Here is a 20,164-nt window from a genome sequence, read left to right as displayed (position 1 = left end):
ATGGTACTGCATGGGAGACTGTGTGGGAGAGTAGGACGCCGCCGGACTTATATTGAGTGAGGCCCGCCACGTGAGTGGCGGGCCTCACCACTTTTAAAGGGCCCCGCCATATTCATGGCGGGGCCCTTTTTTGGTTTCTAGGGGAAGGCGAGGGGCTGGCCGGGGGCTGGTTCGGTCGGCTCCAGGTGGGTGGTCGGATGGCCGACAGTGGTCTTGGTGGCGGCGGCCGGTGAGCCCTGCGCGAATGTTGATGTGTTAGGACGGAGACAGGGGCCGGGCTTCTCATCCGTTCGACGACCATCTACATCCTCAGTCCCTGAAGGCCTTCTACCTTCGGGGCGGTGCCGCGCGGTGACGTCCCCTGTCGCGAAGGGTCTTCTTGAAGAGCGGCATCGTTCGCTCTTTCCGCAGGTGAAGGCCGATGACGTCTGTCAGCATGGCTGATTTCCTCGGCGTCCAACGTTCGGCGTCAGAGTCTCCAAGGAGGGACCCGTGAAACTCGCACCGCATCTGCATCGCCTCGGCAACGACATCGTGGCGTGCTATCTCGTCGACACCGACGAGGGCATCACGCTCATCGACGCGGGCCTGCCCGGCCACTGGGGGGACCTGCAGCGTGAACTCACCTCGCTGGGCAAGTCCGTCGACGACATCCGGGGGCTCGTTCTGACCCACGGCGACTCCGACCACATCGGCTTCGCCGAGCGGCTGCGGAGCCGGCATGGTGTGCCGGTGTTCGTGCATGCCGCCGACTCGCTCCGCGCGCGAACGGGCGAGAAGCCCAAGACGGCGATGGGCCCCATGCGGCTCGGCCCGACGCTCGGATTCTTCGGTTATTCGATCCGCAAGAACGGCCTGCGCACGCACTACGTCGGCGACGTCACCGAGATCAGCGAGGGCGACGTCCTGGACCTTCCCGGGAGCCCCGCGATCATCGGCATGCCGGGGCACTCCCCGGGAAGTGTCGCGGTGCACGTCCCGATCGCCGATGCGGTCTTCGTGGGGGACGCCCTGACCACCCGGCACGTTCTCACCGGTCGTGAGGGCCCGCAGCCCGCGCCCTTCACCGACGACCCGGAGGCGGCGCTGTCGTCCCTCGACCGGATCGCCGGGCTGTCGGCGTCCTGGGTGCTTCCGGGGCACGGCGCCCCCTGGCGGACCTCGCCGGCCGAGGTGAGCGAGGCGGTCAAGAAGGGAGCTGCCTGACGTTCGCCTCGGGCGGCGGACGGGGAGCAGGCGATCTTGGTGCGAGGGGCTTGTAATTGCGAATCATTTGCAACAAGCTGGTGGGGTTCGCCCGTGTCGTCCTGAGTACGGAGTCCCCCTGTGCCTCACCTGCTGCCTGAGAGCACGCCGCAGCGTGTTATCGCGGCCTCGAACCTTCTGTACACGTTGGGAAGCGGCCTGTACCTCACCGCCGGGGTCCTGTACTTCACCGAGGCGGTGCATCTGCCGGTAGGGCGGGTGGGCCTCGGCCTCGGGATCGCGGGGCTGGTCTCGCTTGTGGTCGGGATCGCGGTGGGGCATCTCGCGGACAGGGTCGGGGCGCGTGGGGTCTATGCGGGAACCCTGATTGTGAGGGGGCTGGCGGCGGCGGCGTTCACGCTGGTGGACGGCTTCTGGCCGTTCGTCCTCGTGGTGTGCGTCGCGACCGGCGCCCAGGCGGCGGGGCTGGCTGCGCGCAGTCCACTGATCCGCCGGTTCGGTGGGGAGCGGCCGCAGGAGTTCCGTGCCTACCTGCGAGCGGTGACGAACGTCGGGATCTCGTTCGGGGCGTTGCTGGCGGGGTGGATCGTCGCGGTCGGCACTGCGGCGGCCTACGAGATGCTCGTGCTCGGGCTGGCGGTGGCGAACCTGCTGGCGGCGGCCCCGCTGATTCTGCTGCCTTCGGTGAAGCCGCGGGCGGCGGCTGATGAGGGGCCGCGGTGGGGTGCGTTGCGGGACCGGCCCTATCTGGTGCTCACGGCGTTGGACGGGGTCATGGCCGTCCAGTTCAAGGTGCTGACGGTCGCGCTGCCATTGTGGCTGGTGGCGGCGACGTCGGCGCCACACTGGCTGATCGCGGGCACCATGATCGCCAACACGGTGATCGTGGTGGGGCTCCAGGTGCGGGCGAGCCGTGGGATCGACTCCCCGGCGGCGGGCGGGAGCGCGTACCGGCGGGCCGGGGTGACGTTCCTGGTGTCCTGCGGGTTGATCTCGCTGGCGGCGGGGGTGCCCGCGTGGGCCGCGGCGACGCTGCTCGTCGGTGGCGTGATCGTCCACACCCTGGGGGAGCTGTGGCACTCCGCGGCGGGGTTCGAGGTGTCGTTCGCGCTCGCTCCCGAGGGCGCCACCGGGCAGTACCTGGGGGTGTTCGGGCTGGGAGCGGGCCTGGCCGAGGCGTTCGGCCCGAGCCTGCTCATCTCCCTCTGCATCACCTGGGGACGTCCCGGATGGTACGTCGTGGGGGTCCTGTTCGCGCTGACGGGGCTCGCGGCCCCCGCCGCCGTCCGGTGGGCGCGGCGTTGCCGGGAGGGTGTGCCGGCTCAGCTTGATCCGCTGACGGCGTGACGGCGTGATGGCGTGATGGCGTGACGACGGGGCAGAGGGAGTCCTGCGCGTTGTCCGGGGTCGGCTCCACCGCGCGGGTGGGGCCTCCACCGCGAGCGTGAACTCGTTCGGCCGCGCGTGGGCGCGTGCCAGGAACCGTACGTTTTCGAGGCGCAGTGGATCTTCGGGGCCGGGCGGCACAAGATGGGGGCGTTGTGGTCGGGCGCGCGTCGGGCGCGTCCGGCGGATGCCGCCTGCGGTGGTGTTGCGTGGCCGCGGGCCCTGGGGAGAAGGAGTCGGTATGGCGCACGGAACCGGTCCTGGTCCGATCGCGGAGGACGGGTCGGCCGTCGAGTACTACATGGCGGTGCCCGTGGACGAGAGGAGCGCGTCGCTGGTGCACGACGCTCTGCCGGACGGCGCGTCCATTCTCGAGCTCGGGTCGGGGACGGGGCGGGTCACGGTTCCACTCGTGGCGCGCGGCCATCCGGTGACGGCCGTGGACGCGTCGGCGGACATGCTCGCGCACATCCCGTCCGGGATCAGGACGGTCCTGAGCGGCATCGAGGAGCTCGCGCTGGACGAGCGGTTCGACTGCGTCCTGCTGATGTCGTACCTGGTCAACTATGGTGACCGCGACGCGTTGCTGGCGGCGTGCGGGCGGCACGTGAGCCCAGGCGGGCGGGTGCTGATCCAGCGTGAGCGGGCCGGGCTGTTCGACGAGTTCCCCCGGGAGTGGAGCAGCAACGGCATCCACATGCGCCTGAGCGAGGTCGAACCGGCCGGTCCGGGCGCGGTCACGGCGACCATCGAGTACCGCTCGGAGGATCGGGCCTGGACCCACACCTTCACCACGCGGCGGCTGGACGACGACGACCTTCCGGCCGTCCTCGGCCGGGCCGGGCTGCGGCTCGACGGGTTCCTGACCGATGACCACACCTGGTTCGCCGCACGGCCGCTCGGCTAGGGACCGCGGCATCGTCGATCCGTGTGGTCGCTAGCATCTGGGCATGCCAGAGCAGCCGTTCGTTCCTGTTGACTTCGTTGTTCCCGTGAGCCTCGCCGGGGACGGTTTCCGTCTCACGCCCCTCGGTCCGGAACACAACGACGCCGACCATGACGCGTGGACGTCGAGCGTCAAGCACATCCGTGCCACTCCCGGCTTCGGCGAGGGGGAGTGGCCGCCTCTTGACGGCATGAGCCTGGCCGCGAACCAGAAGGACCTGGAGCGCCACGCGCGCGACTTCGAGAACCGGGCCGGCTTCACCTTCACGGTGCTCGACGACGCCGACGTGGTCATCGGGTGTCTCTACATCTACCCGTCGCGCTCGTCGGAGGGCGTGACGGACGTCCGCTCGTGGGTGCGTGAGGCCAGCGCCGAACTGGACGGCCCGCTGCACCAGGCCGTGGCCGCCTGGCTGGCATCGGACTGGCCGTTCGAGAAGGTCGAGTACCGGCCGGGTACGTAACCGGACGCTGGACGCCTGGGGCTGGGGCTGTCTCAGAGTGGGCACGCTCGTCCGGCGGAGTGGTGCGTACTTCAAAAGGGCCACTCACCTGCATGCCGACCATACTTTGGGATGGTTCGGCACGCTTGAACCTGTGACAGGATCTGGGGATGCTGCGACTTACGGACTTCATCATCGACTGCCCGGACACGATGAAGCTGGCCGCTTTCTACTCCGAGGTGACGGGCCATCCCGTCAAGGAGGGCAGCGACGATTTCTGGGCCGGCATCAAGTTCGGCGCGATCGAGCTGGCCTTCATCCGGGTGGACGACTACCGCGCTCCGCAGTGGCCCGACAGTGAGCACCCCAAGCAGTTTCACCTCGACTTCGAAGTGGACGATATCGAGTCCGAGCAGCGCCGCATCCTCGATCTCGGCGCGACGCTGCAGCAGGACTCGGTCAACGCCGAGGGCTACGGCTGGCGGGTCTACACCGACCCGATCGGTCACCCCTTCTGCCTGTGCCGCAACAGGGGGTTCGACTGGACCGACGAAGGCTCGACCTCGCCCGAGTAGGGCCGCCCTGAGGCGATCCGCCCGACTGTGGGCGACGATTTGGAAGCCCCTCCTGGGCGTTCTCCAGGAGGGGCTTCGGCGTTTCGTGGACGCGTCCGGGGATGCGCGGCGCGGCGTCCGCCTCGGAGGCGGTGCAGGTCAGCCGGAGGACGTGCAGCATGCGGTCATCATCGGCGCGCCGCGGTCGCGGGCGGTCACCGGCCGAGGGCGGCGTCGAGGGTCGCGGCCCACTGGTGGAGCAGGCGGGCGCGGCGGGCCGAGTCGTCGGTGAGCAGGTCGGCCAGGCCGAGGCCGCGGACCAGGTCGAGGGTGGCCTGGACGGTCTCGCGGACGCCCGGGAGCGACTCGTCCGCGCCGAGGGCCTCCACGGTCAGGCGGTGCGCCTCGCGTCCGAAGCGGGCCTCGAGGGGGACGACCTGGGCGCGCAGCTGATCGTCCGAGCTGGCCGCGACCCACAGCTGCAGGGCGGCCTTGAACAGGGGGCTGGAGTACATCTCGCCGAGGAGCGTGACCACTTCGAGGGTGTCGGGGCGGCGGCCCGCGAGCTCGTCCAGGCGGGCGCGCATCCGGTCCATGCGGACCTCGGTGCCGTACTCGACGGCGGCCGTGACCAGCTCCTCGCGGGTGCGGAAGTGGTGCTGGGCGGCGCCGCGGGACACCCCGGCGCGCTCGGCGACGACGGTCACGGTCGTCCCGGCCCAGCCGACCGAGGCCAGGCAGTCGACGGCGGCCTCCAGCAGGCGGCCGCGGGTGGCGCGGCTGCGGTCCTGGCGGGGTTCACGGGGGACGGCCCGGGTGGTCATGGTCTCCGATCGGGTGGCTGGGCTGCGGTGGGCGGTGGCCGGGATGAACCGTACCGTGGGCAGAAAACAATCAAGCGCGATTGATTTTATCGTGCCGGGCTGGCAGGGTGCGGGACATGAGTCGACCGCTGCGCGTCGGGAACGCCTCGGGCTTCTACGGCGACCGGTTCAGCGCCGTCCGGGAGATGCTGGAGGACGGTCCGCTGGACGTGCTCACCGGGGACTACCTGGCCGAGCTGACCATGCTGATCCTCGGCCGGTCGAAGCTGAAGGACCCAGGCGGCGGGTACGCCACGACCTTCCTCCGGCAGATGGAGGACGCGCTCGGGCTGGCCGTCGAGCGCGGTGTGAAGATCGTGACGAACGCGGGCGGTCTGAATCCGCGCGGGCTCGCGGAGCGGCTGAGTGAGCTTTCGGAGCGGCTCGGGCTGGATGTGAAGGTCGGCCACGTCCACGGGGACGACCTGCTCCCGCGCGCGCAGGAGCTCGGCCTGCGGGACGAGCGCTACGGACAGCCGCTCACCGCCAATGCCTACCTCGGCGCGTGGGGGATCGCGGAGTGCCTGAAAGCGGGCGCGGACGTCGTGGTGACCGGGCGGGTGACGGACGCGTCGCTCGTGGTCGGGCCGTCCGCGGCGCACTTCGGCTGGGCGCGCGACGACTGGGACGCGCTCGCGGGCGCCACCGCGGCCGGGCACGTCCTGGAGTGCGGGGCGCAGGCCACGGGCGGGAACTACGCCTTCTTCCAGGAAATCTACGACGTGGACGTGCCGGGCTCGGTGCGGGCGGCGGGGTTCCCGGTGGCCGAGATCCACGCCGACGGGTCGAGCGTCATCACCAAGCACGACGGGACGGGCGGCGCGGTGACCGTCGAGACCGTCACGGCGCAGCTGCTCTACGAGATCGGCGCGCCCGCGTACGCGGGTCCCGACGTGATCGCGCGCTTCGACACGATCGAGCTCAAAGACGACGGGCCTGACCGCGTCCGGATCAGCGGGGTGCGGGGGACGCCGCCGCCTCCGACCACCAAGGTGTGCCTCAACCACCTGGGCGGGCATCGGAACGAGATGACGTTCGTCCTGACGGGCCTGGGCGTTGAGGCCAAGGGCGCCTTCGTGCGCGCGCAGATGGACGCGGCTTGGGGCGAGAACCGTCCGAGGCGTGTCGAGTGGACGACGATCGGTGCGGTGAAGTCGGACCCGGAGACACAGGGGGAGGCGACGGCGTTGCTCCGGTGCGCCGTCCTGGACGCGGACCCGGAGAAGGTCGGGCGTTCCTTCAGCAACGCGGCCGTCGAGTTGGCTTTGGCCGGGTACCCCGGGTTCACGATGACGTCCCCGCCGGGGAAGGGGAGCCCGTACGGCGTGTACCGGCCCGCGTTCGTGCCCAACGGGGAGGTCGAGCACCTGGCGGCCCTTCCTGACGGGACCGAGGTGCCGATTCCGGCGGTAGCGGGAGCGGGAGAAAACGAGCCCCTGCAGCCCCCGCCCGCCCAGGGGGGCGACCCCATTTCCAGTGTCCAACCCGCAGGCGCCCGAAGGGAAGCCGTCGCGCGTCCTGTGGAAAACCCCGCTGTGCTGATGCCCCTTGCCGCATCGTCGCCTGTCGCGGCGGCGTCGGCGCCCGTCATGGAGGCGGGAGTGGAAACAGGGAAGCGGGTGGTGGCGCTTGGTGAGGTCGCCGGGGCGCGCAGCGGCGACAAGGGCGGGGACGCCAACATCGGGGTCTGGGCCAGGACGGACGCGCAGTTCGCGTGGCTTAGGGAATACCTCACCGAAGCGCGTCTTCAAGAGCTGCTGCCGGAGACCGGAGAGCATCGGGTCGTCCGGTACGAACTGCCGAACCTGCGGGCGGTGAACTTCGTGATCGAAGGGCTGCTGCAGGACGGCGTGTCCGCCTCGACCCGGTTCGATCCGCAGGGCAAGGCCCTCGGGGAGTGGCTGAGGTCCCGTTCCGTCATCGTCCCGGAGGCCGTCCTTTGACCCTCAGAAGCACGCTGGACACCGCCGGCCCCGAGTACCGGGAGCGCAGGGCGGCGATGCTCGGCAAGCTCGCCGAGCTGGACGCCGAGCACGCCAAGGCCCTGGCGGGCGGCGGCGACAAGTACGTGCAGCGGCACCGCAGGCGCGGGAAGCTGCTCGCGCGGGAGCGGATCGAGCTGCTGCTCGACCCCGACTCGCCCTTCCTGGAACTGAGCCCGCTCGCCGCGTGGGGGAGCGACTTCCCGGTCGGCGCGTCCGTCGTGACGGGCATCGGCGTCGTGGAGGGCGTCGAGTGCCTGATCGTGGCGAACGACCCGACGGTGCGCGGCGGGTCCAGCAACCCGTGGACGGTGAGGAAGAGCTTCCGGGCGTCCGACATCGCGCTGGAGAACCGGCTGCCGGTGATCAACCTGGTCGAGTCCGGCGGCGCGGACCTGCCGACGCAGAAGGAGATCTTCATCCCGGGCGGGCGGATGTTCCGCGACCTGACCCGGCTGTCGGCCGCGGGGATCCCGACGATCGCGCTGGTGTTCGGGAACTCCACGGCGGGCGGCGCGTACATCCCGGGCATGTGCGACCACACCGTCATGGTGAAGGAGCGCGCGAAGGTGTTCCTCGGCGGGCCGCCGCTGGTGAAGATGGCGACCGGCGAGGAGTCCGACGACGAGTCGCTCGGCGGCGCGGAGATGCACGCGCGGACGTCCGGCCTCGCCGACTACATGGCCGTGGACGAGCACGACGCGCTGCGCCTCGGACGGCAGATCGTCAAGAGGCTCGGCCATCGCAAGCTCGGGCCCGGACCGTCCGGCCCGGTCAGGGAGCCGCTGTACGACGCGGAGGAGCTGGCCGGGATCGTCCCGGAGGATCTGAAGGTCCCGTTCGACCCGCGCGAGGTGATCGCGCGGATCGTGGACGGCTCGGAGTTCGACGAGTTCAAGCCCCTCTACGGGACGAGCCTGGTCACCGGGTGGGCGCGCCTGCACGGGTACCCGATCGGGATCCTCGCGAACGCGCAGGGCGTGCTGTTCGGCGCGGAGGCGCAGAAGGCGGCGCAGTTCATCCAGCTGGCGAACCAGTCCGACACGCCGCTGCTGTTCCTGCACAACACGACCGGCTACATGGTCGGCGCCGAGTACGAGCAGGCCGGGATCATCAAGCACGGCGCGCTGATGATCAACGCGGTCGCGAACTCGAAGGTCCCGCACCTGACCGTCGTGATGGGCGCGTCCTACGGGGCCGGGAACTACGGCATGTGCGGACGGGCCTACGACCCGCGCTTCCTGTTCACCTGGCCGAGCGCCAAGTCGGCGGTGATGGGGCCGCAGCAGCTCGCCGGGGTGCTGTCGATCGTCGCGCGCGCCGCCGCCGAGGCGCGCGGCCAGGCGTACGACGAGGACCAGGACCGCGCGATGCGGGAGCTGGTCGAGACGCAGATCGAGGCCGAGTCGCTGCCGTTCTTCCTGTCCGGGCGGCTGTACGACGACGGGGTCATCGACCCCCGCGACACCCGCACCGTCCTCGGCCTGTGCCTGTCGGTGGTCCACAACGCCCCCGTGCGCGGCGCGGACGGCTACGGCGTCTTCCGGATGTGATGATGATCGAGAAACTGCTGGTGGCCAACCGCGGCGAGATCGCCCGCCGCGTCTTCCGCACCTGCCGCGACCTGGGCGTCGCGACCGTGGCGGTGTTCTCCGACGCCGACTCCGGCGCCCCGCACGTCGGCGAGGCCGACGCGGCCGTCCGGTTGCCGGGGGACGCGCCGTCCGACACCTACCTGCGCGCCGGGAGGATCATCGAGGCGGCGAAGGCGACGGGCGCGGACGCCGTCCACCCCGGGTACGGCTTCCTGTCGGAGAACGCGGACTTCGCGCGGGCCGTCCTCGCGGCGGGGCTGACGTGGGTCGGGCCGCCGCCCGAGGCGGTCGCGGCGATGGGCTCCAAGATCGAGGCGAAGCGGCTGATGGCGGCGGCCGGGGTCCCGGTGCTGCCCGAGTTCGACCCGGCCGAGGTGACCGAGGCGGACCTGCCGATCCTGGTGAAGGCGTCGGCGGGCGGCGGCGGACGCGGCATGCGGGTCGTCCGCGACGCGGCCGAGCTGGACGAGCAGGTCGCGGCGGCCGGACGCGAGGCGGCGTCGGCGTTCGGCGACCCCACGGTGTTCTGCGAGCCGCTGCTCGAGCGCGCCCGGCACATCGAGGTGCAGATCCTCGCGGACGCGCACGGGACGGTCTGGGCGCTGGGGGAGCGGGAGTGCTCGATCCAGCGCCGGCACCAGAAGATCATCGAGGAGGCGCCGTCCCCGGCGGTGACGCCCGCGCTGCGCGCGGAGCTGTGCGCGGCGGCGGTGAACGCGGCCAAGGCGATCGCGTACGTCGGGGCGGGCACGGTCGAGTTCATGCTCGCGCCGGACGGCCGGTTCTTCTTCCTCGAGGTCAACACGCGGCTGCAGGTCGAGCATCCGGTGACCGAGTGCGTGTACGGGCTGGACCTGGTCCGGCTGCAGCTGGAGATCGCCGAGGGCGCCCGGCTGCCGGACGACCCGCCCGCGCCGCGCGGCCACGCGATCGAGGTCCGGCTGTACGCCGAGGACCCGGCGCTGGACTGGCGTCCCGCCAGCGGTGTCCTGCACGCCTTCGACGTCCCGGACGTGGACACCCGGTTCGACGTGCCCGGGGACGGCGGCGGGCTGCGCCTGGACGCCGGGTACGAGACGGGCGGCGAGGTCGGCGTCCACTACGACTCGATGCTCGCGAAGGTCATCGCGCACGCGCCGACCCGCGCCGCCGCCGCGCGCAGGCTCCGCAAGGCGCTGTCCGCGGCCCGCCTGCACGGCGTCACGACGAACCGGGACCTGCTCGTTCGGGTGCTCGGGGAGAAGGCCTTCCTCGCCGGGGACACCCACACCGGCTACCTGGACGAGATCGGCCTGGCGACGCTCGCCGAGCCCTTGGCGGACGGGCGTGCGGTGAGGCTCTCCGCGCTGGCCGCCGCGCTCGCCGATGCCGCCGGGAACCGGGCAGACGCCCGCGTCCTGGGCGGGTTGCCGTCGGGGTGGCGGAACGTCCCGTCCCAGCCGCAGCGCAGGACGTACGACGGCGGGATCGAGGTCGAGTACCGGCTCACGCGCGACGGCCTGCTGGCCGAGGACGGTGTGGCCCTGGTCGACGCGTCGCCTGAGCGGGTCGTCCTGGACGTCGACGGCGTCCGGTACGCCTTCGACGTGCGTGCGGTGGGCGGACGCGTCTTCGTCGACTCCGCGCTCGGCCCCGTGGCGCTGACGCCCGAGCCGCGCTTCGCCGACCCGAGCGACCTCGTCGCGCCCGGATCGCTGCTCGCGCCCATGCCCGGCACCGTCGTCCGCGTCGAGGTCGAGGAGGGGGCGGGCGTCACCGACGGCCAGACGCTGCTCATCCTCGAGGCGATGAAGATGGAGCACCGGATCGCCGCGCCCGCCGCCGGGACCGTGACCGCCCTGAACGTGACGCGGGGACAGCAGGTCGAGGCCGGATCGGTCCTCGCCGTGATCTCCGAGCCTGCTCCGATCCCCGAACCCGCGGCGACCCCTGAGCCCGCCGCGACTCCCGATCCCGCTGCGACCCCCGAGCCCGCCGTGATCTCCGAAGGGACCCCCGACAAGTGAGCTTCATCGAGTCCGAGGAGCGCCGCGCGCTGCGCGAAGCGGTCGCCGAGCTGGGCGCCAAGTACGGGTCGGACTACTACGTCCGCAAGGCCAAGGCAGGGGAGAAGACCGACGAGCTGTGGGCCGAGGCCGGACGGCTCGGCTACCTCGGCGTGAACGTGCCGGAGGAGTACGGCGGCGGGGGCGGCGGCATCGGCGACCTCGCGGCCGTCTGCGAGGAGCTCGCCGCCGCCGGGTGCCCGCTGCTGCTGATGGTGGTGTCCCCGGCGATCTGCGCCACGATCATCGCCCGGTCCGGCACCGAGGGGCAGAAGAAGCACTGGCTGCCGAGGTTCGCCGACGGCTCGGTGAAGATGGCGTTCGCGATCACCGAGCCGGACGCCGGGTCCAACTCGCACAGGATCACCACGACGGCGCGCCGGGACGGCGACGGCTGGGTCCTGTCCGGCCAGAAGACCTTCATCTCCGGCGTGGACGAGGCCGACGCCGTCCTGTTCGTCAGCCGCACGGAGGACCAGAAGGGCAACCTGCGGCCGTCGCTGTTCATCGTCCCGACGGACGCGCCCGGCTTCACCCACACCCCGATCGAGATGGAGATCATCTCGCCGGAGAAGCAGTTCATCTGCCACCTGGACGACGTCCGGCTGCCCTACGAGGCGCTGGTCGGCGACGAGGACGGCGGGCTGCTCCAGCTGTTCGCCGGGCTCAACCCCGAGCGGATCATGGCGTCCGCGATGGGCGCGGGCATCGGCCGCCTCGCCCTCGGCAAGGCGACGACGTACGCCAGGGAACGGCAGGTGTTCAAGACGCCGATCGGCGCGCACCAGGGCCTCGCGCACCCCCTCGCACAGGCCAAGATCGAGCTGGAACTCGCCCGGCTCATGGCGCAGAAGGCCGCCTGGCTGTACGACGAGGGCGACGACATGGGCGCGGGCGAGGCCGCGAACATGGCCAAGTACGCCACCGCCGAGGCCGCGGTCCACTGCGTGGACACGGCCATCCAGACGCACGGCGGCAACGGCCTCACCACCGAGTACGGCGTCGGGATGCTCGCCGGGGTCGTCCGGCTCATGCGCATCGCCCCGGTCAGCCGCGAGATGATCCTCAACTTCGTCGCGCAGCACTCCCTGGGGCTGCCCAAGTCCTACTGACCGGCCCGCTCGGACGGTGCCGGCCAGGACGGTGCCGGCCAGGACGGTGCCGGCTAGGACGGTGCCGGCTCGGCGGCGTCCGGGCCCGGGCGGAGGGCGTCCAGCAGCGCGCGCATGTCCGTGAGGGCGGCGCGCGCGTGCTCGGCGACCTCGGTGAGCGCGGCGGAGCGGTCGGCGTCCGGGTCGGCGAGGGCGTCCTCCGCCACCCGGACGAACCGGGCCGTCCGGTCCAGGACGGTGCCGCGCAGCCCCTGCGTGACGCGGTGCCGCTCCGCGGTGACGGCCGCGCCCGCGCGGGCCGCCATGGTCTCCAGCGCCGCGTGCTCCCAGCGGCGCCCGCGGGTCACCACGGCCTTGCCGATGATCCACGCGGGCAGGAAGAACGCCAGCCCGAGGCCGTAGCCGATGAGGAGGCTGGACGGCAGCGCCGAGGCCCCCTTCAGCCGGGCGAACCCGGCGCCGACCGTCGCCGCCCAGGCGAGCGCCGCGACGAACGGCGCGGGCCAGGTCGGGACGCCCCGCCGGGAGTAGGCGGCGACCGCGTACACGGCGCCGATCAGGGTCGTCCCGCCGACCAGCAGCAGGCCCGTCATGGCGGCCCGGGTCGTCCCGGCCGTGCAGGACCAGACGACGTCGAAACCGGTCGTCCAGGCCAGGACGGCGTAGGGCGCGTGGCGCCGCCACCACAGCGGCAGCGCCCGCACCAGGAACGCCACGACCAGCAGCGCGCCCGACCAGAGCCCCCAGCCGGGCAGCACCGGTTCCGGCGGGACGAAAGCGATCAGCCCGGGCAGCAGCACCGACTGGGCGATCAGGATGCCGTCCACGACGTCGGGCCAGCCGTGCCTGCGGCCGTCCGGGGTGCCCGTGGGCAGCGCGGCCCGGACCTTCCAGCCGCCGACCTCGGTCGGGCCCGCCTCCAGCGTCCCGCCGAGCGCCACGGCCCGGGACCGCATCCCGGCGATGCCGCGGCCGGTGCCGAGCGGCGGCACGTACCCGTCGACCTCGGGGACGCCGTTGCCGACGGCGACCTCCACCGCGCCCGGCAGGTACCGGACGGCGACCTCCACGGACGCCCCGGACGCGTACCGCATCGCGTTCGTCAGCGACTCCTGGACGATCCGGTACGCCGCCGTCACCACCTGCGGCGGAAGTCTGCGTGCCCGGCCCTCCACGTCCAGCGCGACCGGCGTCCCGAGCCGGCGGATCCCCTCGCACAGCGGCGGCAGCAGCGCGGGGAGGCCCTCGCCCGCCTGCCCGTGCGGCTCGACCTCGTCCACCAGGCGGGCCAGGGCCGCGAGGACGTCGCGTCCGGTGTCGGCGGCGGTCTCCAGCGCCCGGACGGCCAGCTCCGGGTCCGGGATCGCCGCCACCGCGCCGCTGTGCACGATGACCGCGCTCAGGTGGTGGCCCGCCACGTCGTGCAGATCGCGGGCCAGCCGCTCGCGCTCGGCCCCGGCGGCGGCGTGGTGCTCCTGCTCGGCCGCCTCGAGCTGCGCGGTGAGCTCGGCCCGCCGCGCCCGGCGCTGCCGCCGCAGCTGGCCGAGCGCCGTGAGCGCCAGGAGGAGCAGGGCGTCGACCGAGGCGTCCAGCGTCCAGTCGCCGAGGCCGTCGGCCCGCAGCGCCGTCGCCGCCTCGTGCACGAGGTAGGCCGCCGCGCAGCCGCCGACGGCCCGCCACCGGTCGCTGTGCGCCGCCAGCGAGAACACCGCGACCCACAGCGCGATGTCCGTCGTCGGCACCTCCTGGGCGTGGATCAGGATCAGGGTCGCGTTGCCGCCGAGGACGACCGCGGCGATCACGGTCATCGGCCGGACGCGCCGGAAGACCAGGGCGGTGTCCAGCAGCAGGGTCACCAGGACCAGCGCGACCCACCCGAACCGGTCGCGGGGCACCAGGAAGTCGTCCGACAGCGACATCGTCGCGGCGAGGCCGAGCTGCAGCGGGACGAGCAGCAACGGCACCCCGATGTCGGCGAGGTTCGGCCACCCCCGTGGACCGGTCCCCGGCGTGCCTCCGCCCAGTGTGAGATTCCCCCGAATTGTCACAGACCGACCCTAGCGTTTGTCACCGCCCGCCCGAGCCGCCGAATCGTGCCTGGTCAGGTGATGTGCGCGATCTGATCGGCGAGCGGCACGGGCGCGCCGAGCCGGTTGTCGACCTCGACGTGCGGCACGGGCGGCGGCTCCTCCGGACGCATCCGGGCGGTGAACGCGCGGAACGCGGCCAGCTTGCCCGCGTCGCGCTCGAGCCCGCGCGCCTCCAGGCGGTGCCGCAGCGTCGGCGCGTCCGACCTGATCCACACCAGCCGGACGGGCGGGCCGCCCAGCTCGTCCACCCAGGCCTCCCAGCGCTCCGGCGAGCGGACGTGGCCGGTGAACGGGCCGCTGAGCAGCACCGGGCAGCCGTGCGAGCGGATCTCCCGCGCCGTCGCGGTCAGCCCTTCGTACTCGTGCGCCTTCACGTGCTCGTCGTACCAGGGGCCCTCGCGCTCGCCCGGATCACGCCCGGCCACCGCGAGCGTCGCCGCGACGAACGGGCCGTAGAGCGTGTCCTTGTCCAGCAGCGCCGGGACCGGGCGCAGCCGCGCGAGCAGCAGGTCCGCCACCGTGGTCTTGCCCCCGCCCGGCGGCCCCGCCACCACCCACACCGTCGCCGGACCACCGCCCGCCCTACGGGTCGTGCCGCCCATCATGCGGCTGTCCGGGCCGGTGGGCGCGTCGCCGATCATGCGGCCGTCCGCGTCGCGGGTCGACTCGTCGTCCGTGCCGCCGGCCGGGGCGCCGGTCATGCGGGGATGCGGAGGCGCTCGCGGGCCAGGCGGGCGATCGCGTCCTCGTCGATCCGGTGGCCCAGGCCCGCCTGCGTGAGCGGCACGCCGACCACCCCGCCGGACGAGCGGACCGGCGGCGTCACGAACACCGGGCCGCCCGCCGGGTCGGTCACCTCGCTCGGCAGCGTCACGCCCGGCAGGGACGCCAGCGCCACCGCGGCCGCCTGCCCGATCCCGAACGCGCCCGCCCCGGTGCACCACACGTCCCAGCCCGACGCGTACGCCAGGTCGTGCGCCGCCCGCGCCGCGGTCAGCCCGCCGAACCGGCCGATCCGCAGGTTCAGCGCCCGGCCCGCGCCGAGGCCGATCGCGGCCTCCAGGGTGTCCAGGTCGCCGATCTCCGGCGCGACCGCCGACTCCACCCGGTCCTGCAGGCGGGCGTGCGCGGCGAGGTCGCCGGCGGCGAACGGGCGTTCGACCGCCGTGACGTCGTAGCCGTCGAGCGCGGAGAGGGCGTCCAGGTGCGCGGACGACTCGGTGTAGCCGTGCCGGGCGTCGGCCACCAGCGCCAGCGCCGGGTACGCCGCCCGGACCTCCCGGATCGGCTCCACGTCCCAGCCCGGACGGATCTCCACCGTCACCCGGGTGTGGCCCGCGCCGATCGCCCGGTTCACCCGTCCCACCACCGTGTCCAGGACGGGCTCGGGCGAGATCCGCGCGGCGGTCACGATCGAGGTGCGGGTGCCGCCGAGGGCGTGGGAGAGGGGCTCGCCCCGGCCCCGGCACCACAGGTCCCAGCACGCGGTGTCCACCGCGGCCGCGGCGCCGCTGGTGCCGAGCTCGGCGACCGCCGAGACGTCCTCCGGACGCTCCCACGGCAGCCCGATCAGCGCCGGCGCCATCCGCTCGGCGATGTCGGCCCACGCCGGGCCCGCGCCCGCCGCCTCCTCGGGCACCGCGACCTCGCCCCAGCCCACCGTGCCGTCCGCGCCGGTCAGTCGGACCAGGATGCTCTCCGGCCGCCGGGCCCGCGGCATCGCGACCCGGAAGGTCTCACATCCCTCGATCTGGGGCACCCGTACTCGTCCTCACGCTCGTCGAACCGTCCCCACCATGATCCACCCTGCCGGGCGCGCGGCGGTCACCGGCCGCCGGACAGCCACCGGAACACCGGACGCGGGGGACGGCGCACGTATCCGCCGTCCGCGAGCCCCGCCAGCCGCTCGAACGGGTTGTAGCTCGCCGGATCCCCGGACCACACGAGCGACGCGCCCGCGCACGCCAGGTACGGCACCAGCATCAGCGGGCCCAGGCACCAGGCGTACTGCGTCGCGTGCCGCGCCTCGTGTGCCAGCAGCGGCGGATCGCCGGTCAGTTCCGTCACGTCCCCGCGGGTCAGGATCATGTTGCCCATCGTGAACGCGGGCGCCGCCGGCAGCGGCAGCCGGTAGCCGCCCGCCAGCAGCAGCCCCTCGGGGCCCCGTGCCGGGATCGCGCGGGGCCGGGTGCCGGCCCGGGCCAGGAGCAGCCCGAGCGGCGTCGACAGGTTCACCCAGTTCACGACCCGCCGGAGGCGGTGCGCCGCCTTCACACCTGCAGTGTTCCCCGAATCAGGACGGGCAGAGCGAGTCGAGCGAGATCGGCTTGGCCCGGTCCGAGCCGGACGGGCCCGGACCGCCGTTGCCGGACGACCCGTCCCCGGAGGGCGTCGACGAAGGCGTGCCGGACGGTGAGCTCGACGGCGACCCGGACCCGGTCGGCGAAGCCGAGCCGGCGGGGGACGCCGCGCCGGACGGCGAGGAGGACCCCGAGGCCGAGGGGGAGGGCGACGGCGACGGGTTCATCGCCTTCGCCGCCAGCCGCCGGATCAGCGCGAAGTCCGGGTTCCCGGTGTAGATCAGCGGCGGGACGAAGGCCAGCGTGCTGACCTGCGCGCCGTCCTTGACCTTCTCCGACAGCTTCACCAGCGAGGGCAGCAGCTCCTGCGGGATGTCGGTGGAGATCGCCCGCTTGGTCGCCGCGGCCAGCTTGTCGAACCGGGTCAGCACGGTGGCCGGGTCGGCCTGCCGGGCGATCGACCGCAGCAGGCACTTCTGCCGGCCCATCCGGGCGTAGTCGTCGCTGTCGTTGCGGGAGCGCCCGTACCAGAGCGCCTCCTTGCCGTGCAGGGTGCGCTCGCCGGGCTGGAGCACCCCGCCGTCCCGGCCGTACGGGATCGGCTGGGTGATCTTGACCTTGACGCCGCCCACCGCGTCCACGATGGCGGCGAAGCCGAACATGTCGACCATGATGTAGTAGTCGATGCGCTGGTGGAGGATGCCCTCGATGGTGCTCTTCAGCAGCGTCGGGCCGCGGTGGCGCGGGGGCGCCCCCGGCACCATCTCCGGGTGGTCCTCGGCGTACTGGAAGACCTCGTTGAGCAGGCCGGGCGTCTGCGGGCCGTCCCCGGTGAAGCCGTCGGGGAAGCGGTCGCGGGCCGGGCCGGGCGGCATCTGGAAGTGCTCCAGGTTCCGCGGGACGCCCAGCAGGACGGTCTCGCCGGTGCGGGTGTCGACGCTGGCGACCGTCATCGAGTCGGTGCGGGTGCCCTCGCGGTCGTAGGCCGAGTCGCTGCCGAGCAGCAGCACGTTCACCCGGGACTGCCCGTCCCACGGGTCCTTGGTGTCGATCTGCTTGGCGCCGTTGGTGCCGCCCGCGTGGAAGATGCTGGTGAGCGTGGAACGCGCCACGTAGGTGGTGTGCGCGGCCCAGGACACCGGGACGGCCACGGCGAAGCACAGCACCGCGACCGTGACCCCGCCGACCGCCTGCATCGGGACGGACAACCCGGCCGGACGGGTGATCTGGTACGAGCGGATGATCACGCACAGCCAGGCCAGGCCGACCAGCAGCATGCCGCCCACGGCGGTCCGGAGCAGGTCCGGCCGCACCGCCAGGTGCAGCAGGTCCGGCCGGTAGACCAGGTACCAGGTGACCAGCGTGGCCAGGAGCGCCACGAACAGCACGACCAGCGCCGTGCCCGTCTTCCGGCGGCCCGTGCAGATGTGGGCCACGCCCCAGACCGCCGCCGACGCCAGGGTGAGTCCCAGCGCGCGGGGGAGTCCTCCCTCGTCGCCGGGCTCGGGCTGCTCCGCCGCCCCGTCCGGGGCCGGGCCCGCCTCCGCGTCCGGCTCCGTGGTCCGGCGGCGTCGCCACGCCGGTCGACTCGTCATGGACGCTCCACTTCCCTACGCGCTCAAATCAGGCACTGAACAACATTCAGGACGCGCAAAACCGGGCAGAGGTTGCGGGAGTAGTCGTCCGAATACGAGCAGTACTTCGTCACGTGCAACTCATGCCCACAATAGGCACTTTGCGGTCGTCGCGCGCCTCCGAGAGCGAGGTCGTGCCCGAATTTTGATCACGTGTCGGCACTCCGGAGACCGGGGATCTCCGTCCCCGAGGAGAAAGGGTGCAGCTCAGCGGGCACGGCGGCGCGGATTGCCCCCGGCGTGTCGCACAATCCCGGAAACGATGCGCCGCGCGAGCCCCGAACCCTCGAATGCCCACGCTCCAGGCTCCGAAACGCCCGCGCCGTGAGCCCGTGAGCCCGTGAACGCGGAACCGCCGGGCTCTCCGACATCGGTGGATGTCGGAGAGCCCGGCGGCGGGAAGCCTTGCGCGGGCGGGCTACCAGGAGGTGGCGAGCGGCATGCCCTCGGCGTAGCCCGAGGACGACTGGACGCCCACGACCGCGTTCTCGTGGAACTCCTCCAGCGTCCGCGCGCCCGCGTAGGTGCAGGAGCTGCGCAGGCCCGCGATGATCGAGTCGACGAGGTCCTCCACGCCGGGACGCTGCGGGTCCAGGAACATCCGGGAGGTGGAGATGCCCTCCTCGAACAGCGCCTTGCGGGCCCGGTCGAATGCCGAGTCCTCGGCGGTGCGCAGCCGGACGGCCCGCGCGGACGCCATGCCGAAGCTCTCCTTGTACTGCCGTCCGTCCGCGGCGCGCTGCAGGTCGCCGGGGGACTCGTAGGTCCCGGCGAACCAGGAGCCGACCATCACGTTGGACGCGCCGGCGGCGAGCGCCAGGGCCACGTCGCGCGGGTGCCGGACGCCGCCGTCCGCCCAGACGTGGCGGCCCAGGCGGCGCGCCTCGGCGGCGCACTCCAGGACGGCGGAGAACTGCGGGCGGCCCACGCCGGTCATCATCCGGGTCGTGCACATCGCGCCCGGGCCGACGCCGACCTTCACGATGTCCGCGCCCGCCTCGATCAGGTCGCGGGTGCCGTCGGCGGTGACCACGTTGCCCGCGGCGACCGGGACCTGCGGGTCGAGCCCGCGCACCGCGCGCAGCGCGCTGATCATCTTGTCCTGGTGGCCGTGCGCGGTGTCCACGACGAGCAGGTCGGCCCCGGCCTCCAGCAGCGCCTTGGCCTTGCCCGCGACGTCGCCGTTCACGCCGACCGCCGCCGCGACCCGCAGCCGTCCGGACGCGTCCACGGCCGGGTCGTAGAGGGTGGCGCGCAGCGCGCCGGTGCGGGTCAGCACGCCGACCAGGCGGCCGTCGCCGTCCACCACCGGGGCGAGCCGGTGGCCGCGGGCGTGCAGCCGCTCGAACGCCTCGCGCGGGTCCAGGCCCGCCGGGATCGTCACCAGGTCGCTGGACATGATGTCGCGCAGGTTGGCGAACCGGTCGACGCCCTGGCAGTCGGCCTCGGTCACCACGCCGACCGGACGGCCGTCCTCGACCACGACCACCGCGCCGTGCGCCCGCTTGGGCAGCAGCGCGAGGGCCTCTCCGGCGGTCTCGGTGGGGGACAGCGTGATCGGGGTGTCCACGACCAGGTCGCGGCCCTTCACCCAGGAGATCACCTCGGCCACCACGTCCACCGGGATGTCCTGCGGGATGACCGCGAGGCCGCCCCGGCGGGCGATCGTCTCGGCCATCCGGCGGCCCGACACGGCCGTCATGTTCGCCACGACCAGCGGGACGGTCGTCCCGCTGCCGTCCGCGGTCGACAGGTCCACCTCGAGCCGGGACCCGACCGACGAGCGGCGCGGGACCATGAAGACGTCGTTGTAGGTGAGGTCGTGAGCGGGTCGCTCACCGTTCAGCAGGCGCACGGCTCTTCTACACACCAATCGTGGTTCTGAGTGGCTGGGCCACCGTCCATTGTGCGCCATACCCGGTCATGAGCGAACCAAGCTCACAAACAGGACGACGGGCTCTCGGACGGTGACGAAACCCTGGCCGGGAGGTGATCATCCGAGGGGCCGG

The 20,164-nt window shown here is 72.8% G+C and carries 16 protein-coding genes; 9 read left to right on the top strand and 7 right to left on the bottom strand.

Annotation, left to right across the window (positions count from 1 at the left end; translation table 11 throughout):
- Positions 1 to 492: 492 nt before the first annotated feature.
- The 5 genes from AB0L06_RS39375 (at position 493) to AB0L06_RS39355 (ending at position 4,555) form a co-directional block, all read left to right on the top strand.
- A complete protein-coding gene (locus AB0L06_RS39375) occupies positions 493 to 1,206 on the top strand; it encodes an MBL fold metallo-hydrolase (RefSeq protein ID WP_500236379.1) in 714 nt (237 codons plus the stop codon).
- Positions 1,207 to 1,326: 120 nt separating this feature from the next.
- Positions 1,327 to 2,553 carry an MFS transporter gene (locus AB0L06_RS39370; protein ID WP_500236378.1) on the top strand — a complete coding sequence of 409 codons (1,227 nt, stop codon included), beginning with the start codon at positions 1,327 to 1,329 and terminating at the stop codon, positions 2,551 to 2,553.
- Positions 2,554 to 2,833: 280 nt separating this feature from the next.
- The gene (locus AB0L06_RS39365) at positions 2,834 to 3,499 is read left to right on the top strand and encodes a class I SAM-dependent methyltransferase (RefSeq protein ID WP_500236377.1); all 666 of its coding nucleotides are present in this window, start codon (positions 2,834 to 2,836) and stop codon (positions 3,497 to 3,499) included.
- Positions 3,500 to 3,542: 43 nt separating this feature from the next.
- Positions 3,543 to 4,001 carry an N-acetyltransferase gene (locus AB0L06_RS39360; protein WP_500236375.1) on the top strand — a complete coding sequence of 153 codons (459 nt, stop codon included), beginning with the start codon at positions 3,543 to 3,545 and terminating at the stop codon, positions 3,999 to 4,001.
- A gap of 149 nt (positions 4,002 to 4,150) precedes the next feature.
- The gene (locus AB0L06_RS39355; RefSeq protein ID WP_500236374.1) at positions 4,151 to 4,555 is read left to right on the top strand and encodes a VOC family protein; all 405 of its coding nucleotides are present in this window, start codon (positions 4,151 to 4,153) and stop codon (positions 4,553 to 4,555) included.
- Between the two features lie 194 nt (positions 4,556 to 4,749).
- Here the strand turns inward: AB0L06_RS39355 and AB0L06_RS39350 are convergent, their stop codons facing one another.
- Complete coding sequence (locus AB0L06_RS39350; protein ID WP_500236373.1) at positions 4,750 to 5,358, bottom strand: TetR/AcrR family transcriptional regulator; 609 nt, start codon at positions 5,356 to 5,358, stop codon at positions 4,750 to 4,752.
- Positions 5,359 to 5,474: 116 nt separating this feature from the next.
- Here AB0L06_RS39350 and AB0L06_RS39345 point away from each other — a divergent pair, with 116 nt between their 5' ends.
- The 4 genes from AB0L06_RS39345 to AB0L06_RS39330 are packed head-to-tail and all read left to right on the top strand — an operon-like array spanning position 5,475 to position 12,131.
- Positions 5,475 to 7,340, top strand: a complete 1,866-nt coding sequence (locus AB0L06_RS39345; protein ID WP_500236371.1) for an acyclic terpene utilization AtuA family protein — start codon at positions 5,475 to 5,477, stop codon at positions 7,338 to 7,340.
- Between the two features lie 56 nt (positions 7,341 to 7,396).
- Positions 7,397 to 8,932, top strand: coding sequence for an acyl-CoA carboxylase subunit beta (locus AB0L06_RS39340; RefSeq protein WP_500236385.1), 1,536 nt, complete (start codon positions 7,397 to 7,399; stop codon positions 8,930 to 8,932).
- Between the two features lie 2 nt (positions 8,933 to 8,934).
- Positions 8,935 to 10,980: an ATP-binding protein gene (locus AB0L06_RS39335; RefSeq protein ID WP_500236369.1), complete on the top strand. Its 2,046-nt coding sequence runs from the start codon at positions 8,935 to 8,937 to the stop codon at positions 10,978 to 10,980.
- Positions 10,977 to 12,131 carry an acyl-CoA dehydrogenase family protein gene (locus AB0L06_RS39330; protein ID WP_500236367.1) on the top strand — a complete coding sequence of 385 codons (1,155 nt, stop codon included), beginning with the start codon at positions 10,977 to 10,979 and terminating at the stop codon, positions 12,129 to 12,131. Before AB0L06_RS39335 ends, AB0L06_RS39330 begins: the two co-directional genes overlap by 4 nt.
- A gap of 53 nt (positions 12,132 to 12,184) precedes the next feature.
- On the opposite strand, the gene AB0L06_RS39325 is transcribed toward AB0L06_RS39330, so the two are convergent.
- From AB0L06_RS39325 to AB0L06_RS39300, 6 genes are all read right to left on the bottom strand, one after another.
- Entirely contained in the window at positions 12,185 to 14,179 is a 1,995-nt protein-coding gene (locus tag AB0L06_RS39325; RefSeq protein WP_500236365.1) for a histidine kinase, read from the bottom strand.
- Positions 14,180 to 14,232: 53 nt separating this feature from the next.
- Positions 14,233 to 14,823, bottom strand: coding sequence for a P-loop nucleotide/nucleoside kinase family protein (locus AB0L06_RS39320; RefSeq protein ID WP_500236383.1), 591 nt, complete (start codon positions 14,821 to 14,823; stop codon positions 14,233 to 14,235).
- 95 nt (positions 14,824 to 14,918) lie between these two features.
- On the bottom strand, positions 14,919 to 15,980 hold the full coding sequence (locus AB0L06_RS39315; RefSeq protein ID WP_500236364.1) for an enolase C-terminal domain-like protein: 1,062 nt from the start codon (positions 15,978 to 15,980) through the stop codon (positions 14,919 to 14,921).
- 65 nt (positions 15,981 to 16,045) lie between these two features.
- A complete protein-coding gene (locus tag AB0L06_RS39310) occupies positions 16,046 to 16,495 on the bottom strand; it encodes a hypothetical protein (protein WP_500236363.1) in 450 nt (149 codons plus the stop codon).
- 19 nt (positions 16,496 to 16,514) lie between these two features.
- Positions 16,515 to 18,116, bottom strand: a complete 1,602-nt coding sequence (locus tag AB0L06_RS39305; RefSeq protein ID WP_500236361.1) for an LCP family protein — start codon at positions 18,114 to 18,116, stop codon at positions 16,515 to 16,517.
- Between the two features lie 457 nt (positions 18,117 to 18,573).
- Entirely contained in the window at positions 18,574 to 20,010 is a 1,437-nt protein-coding gene (locus tag AB0L06_RS39300; protein ID WP_500236360.1) for a GuaB1 family IMP dehydrogenase-related protein, read from the bottom strand.
- Between the last annotated feature and the right edge of the window lie 154 nt (positions 20,011 to 20,164).

It is taken from the genome of Spirillospora sp. NPDC052269 (genome assembly GCF_040679435.1).
Taxonomy (GTDB): domain Bacteria; phylum Actinomycetota; class Actinomycetes; order Streptosporangiales; family Streptosporangiaceae; genus Spirillospora.
The sequence above is the reverse complement of the archived record's forward strand: the minus strand, read 5'-3'. Positions and strand labels throughout refer to the sequence as shown.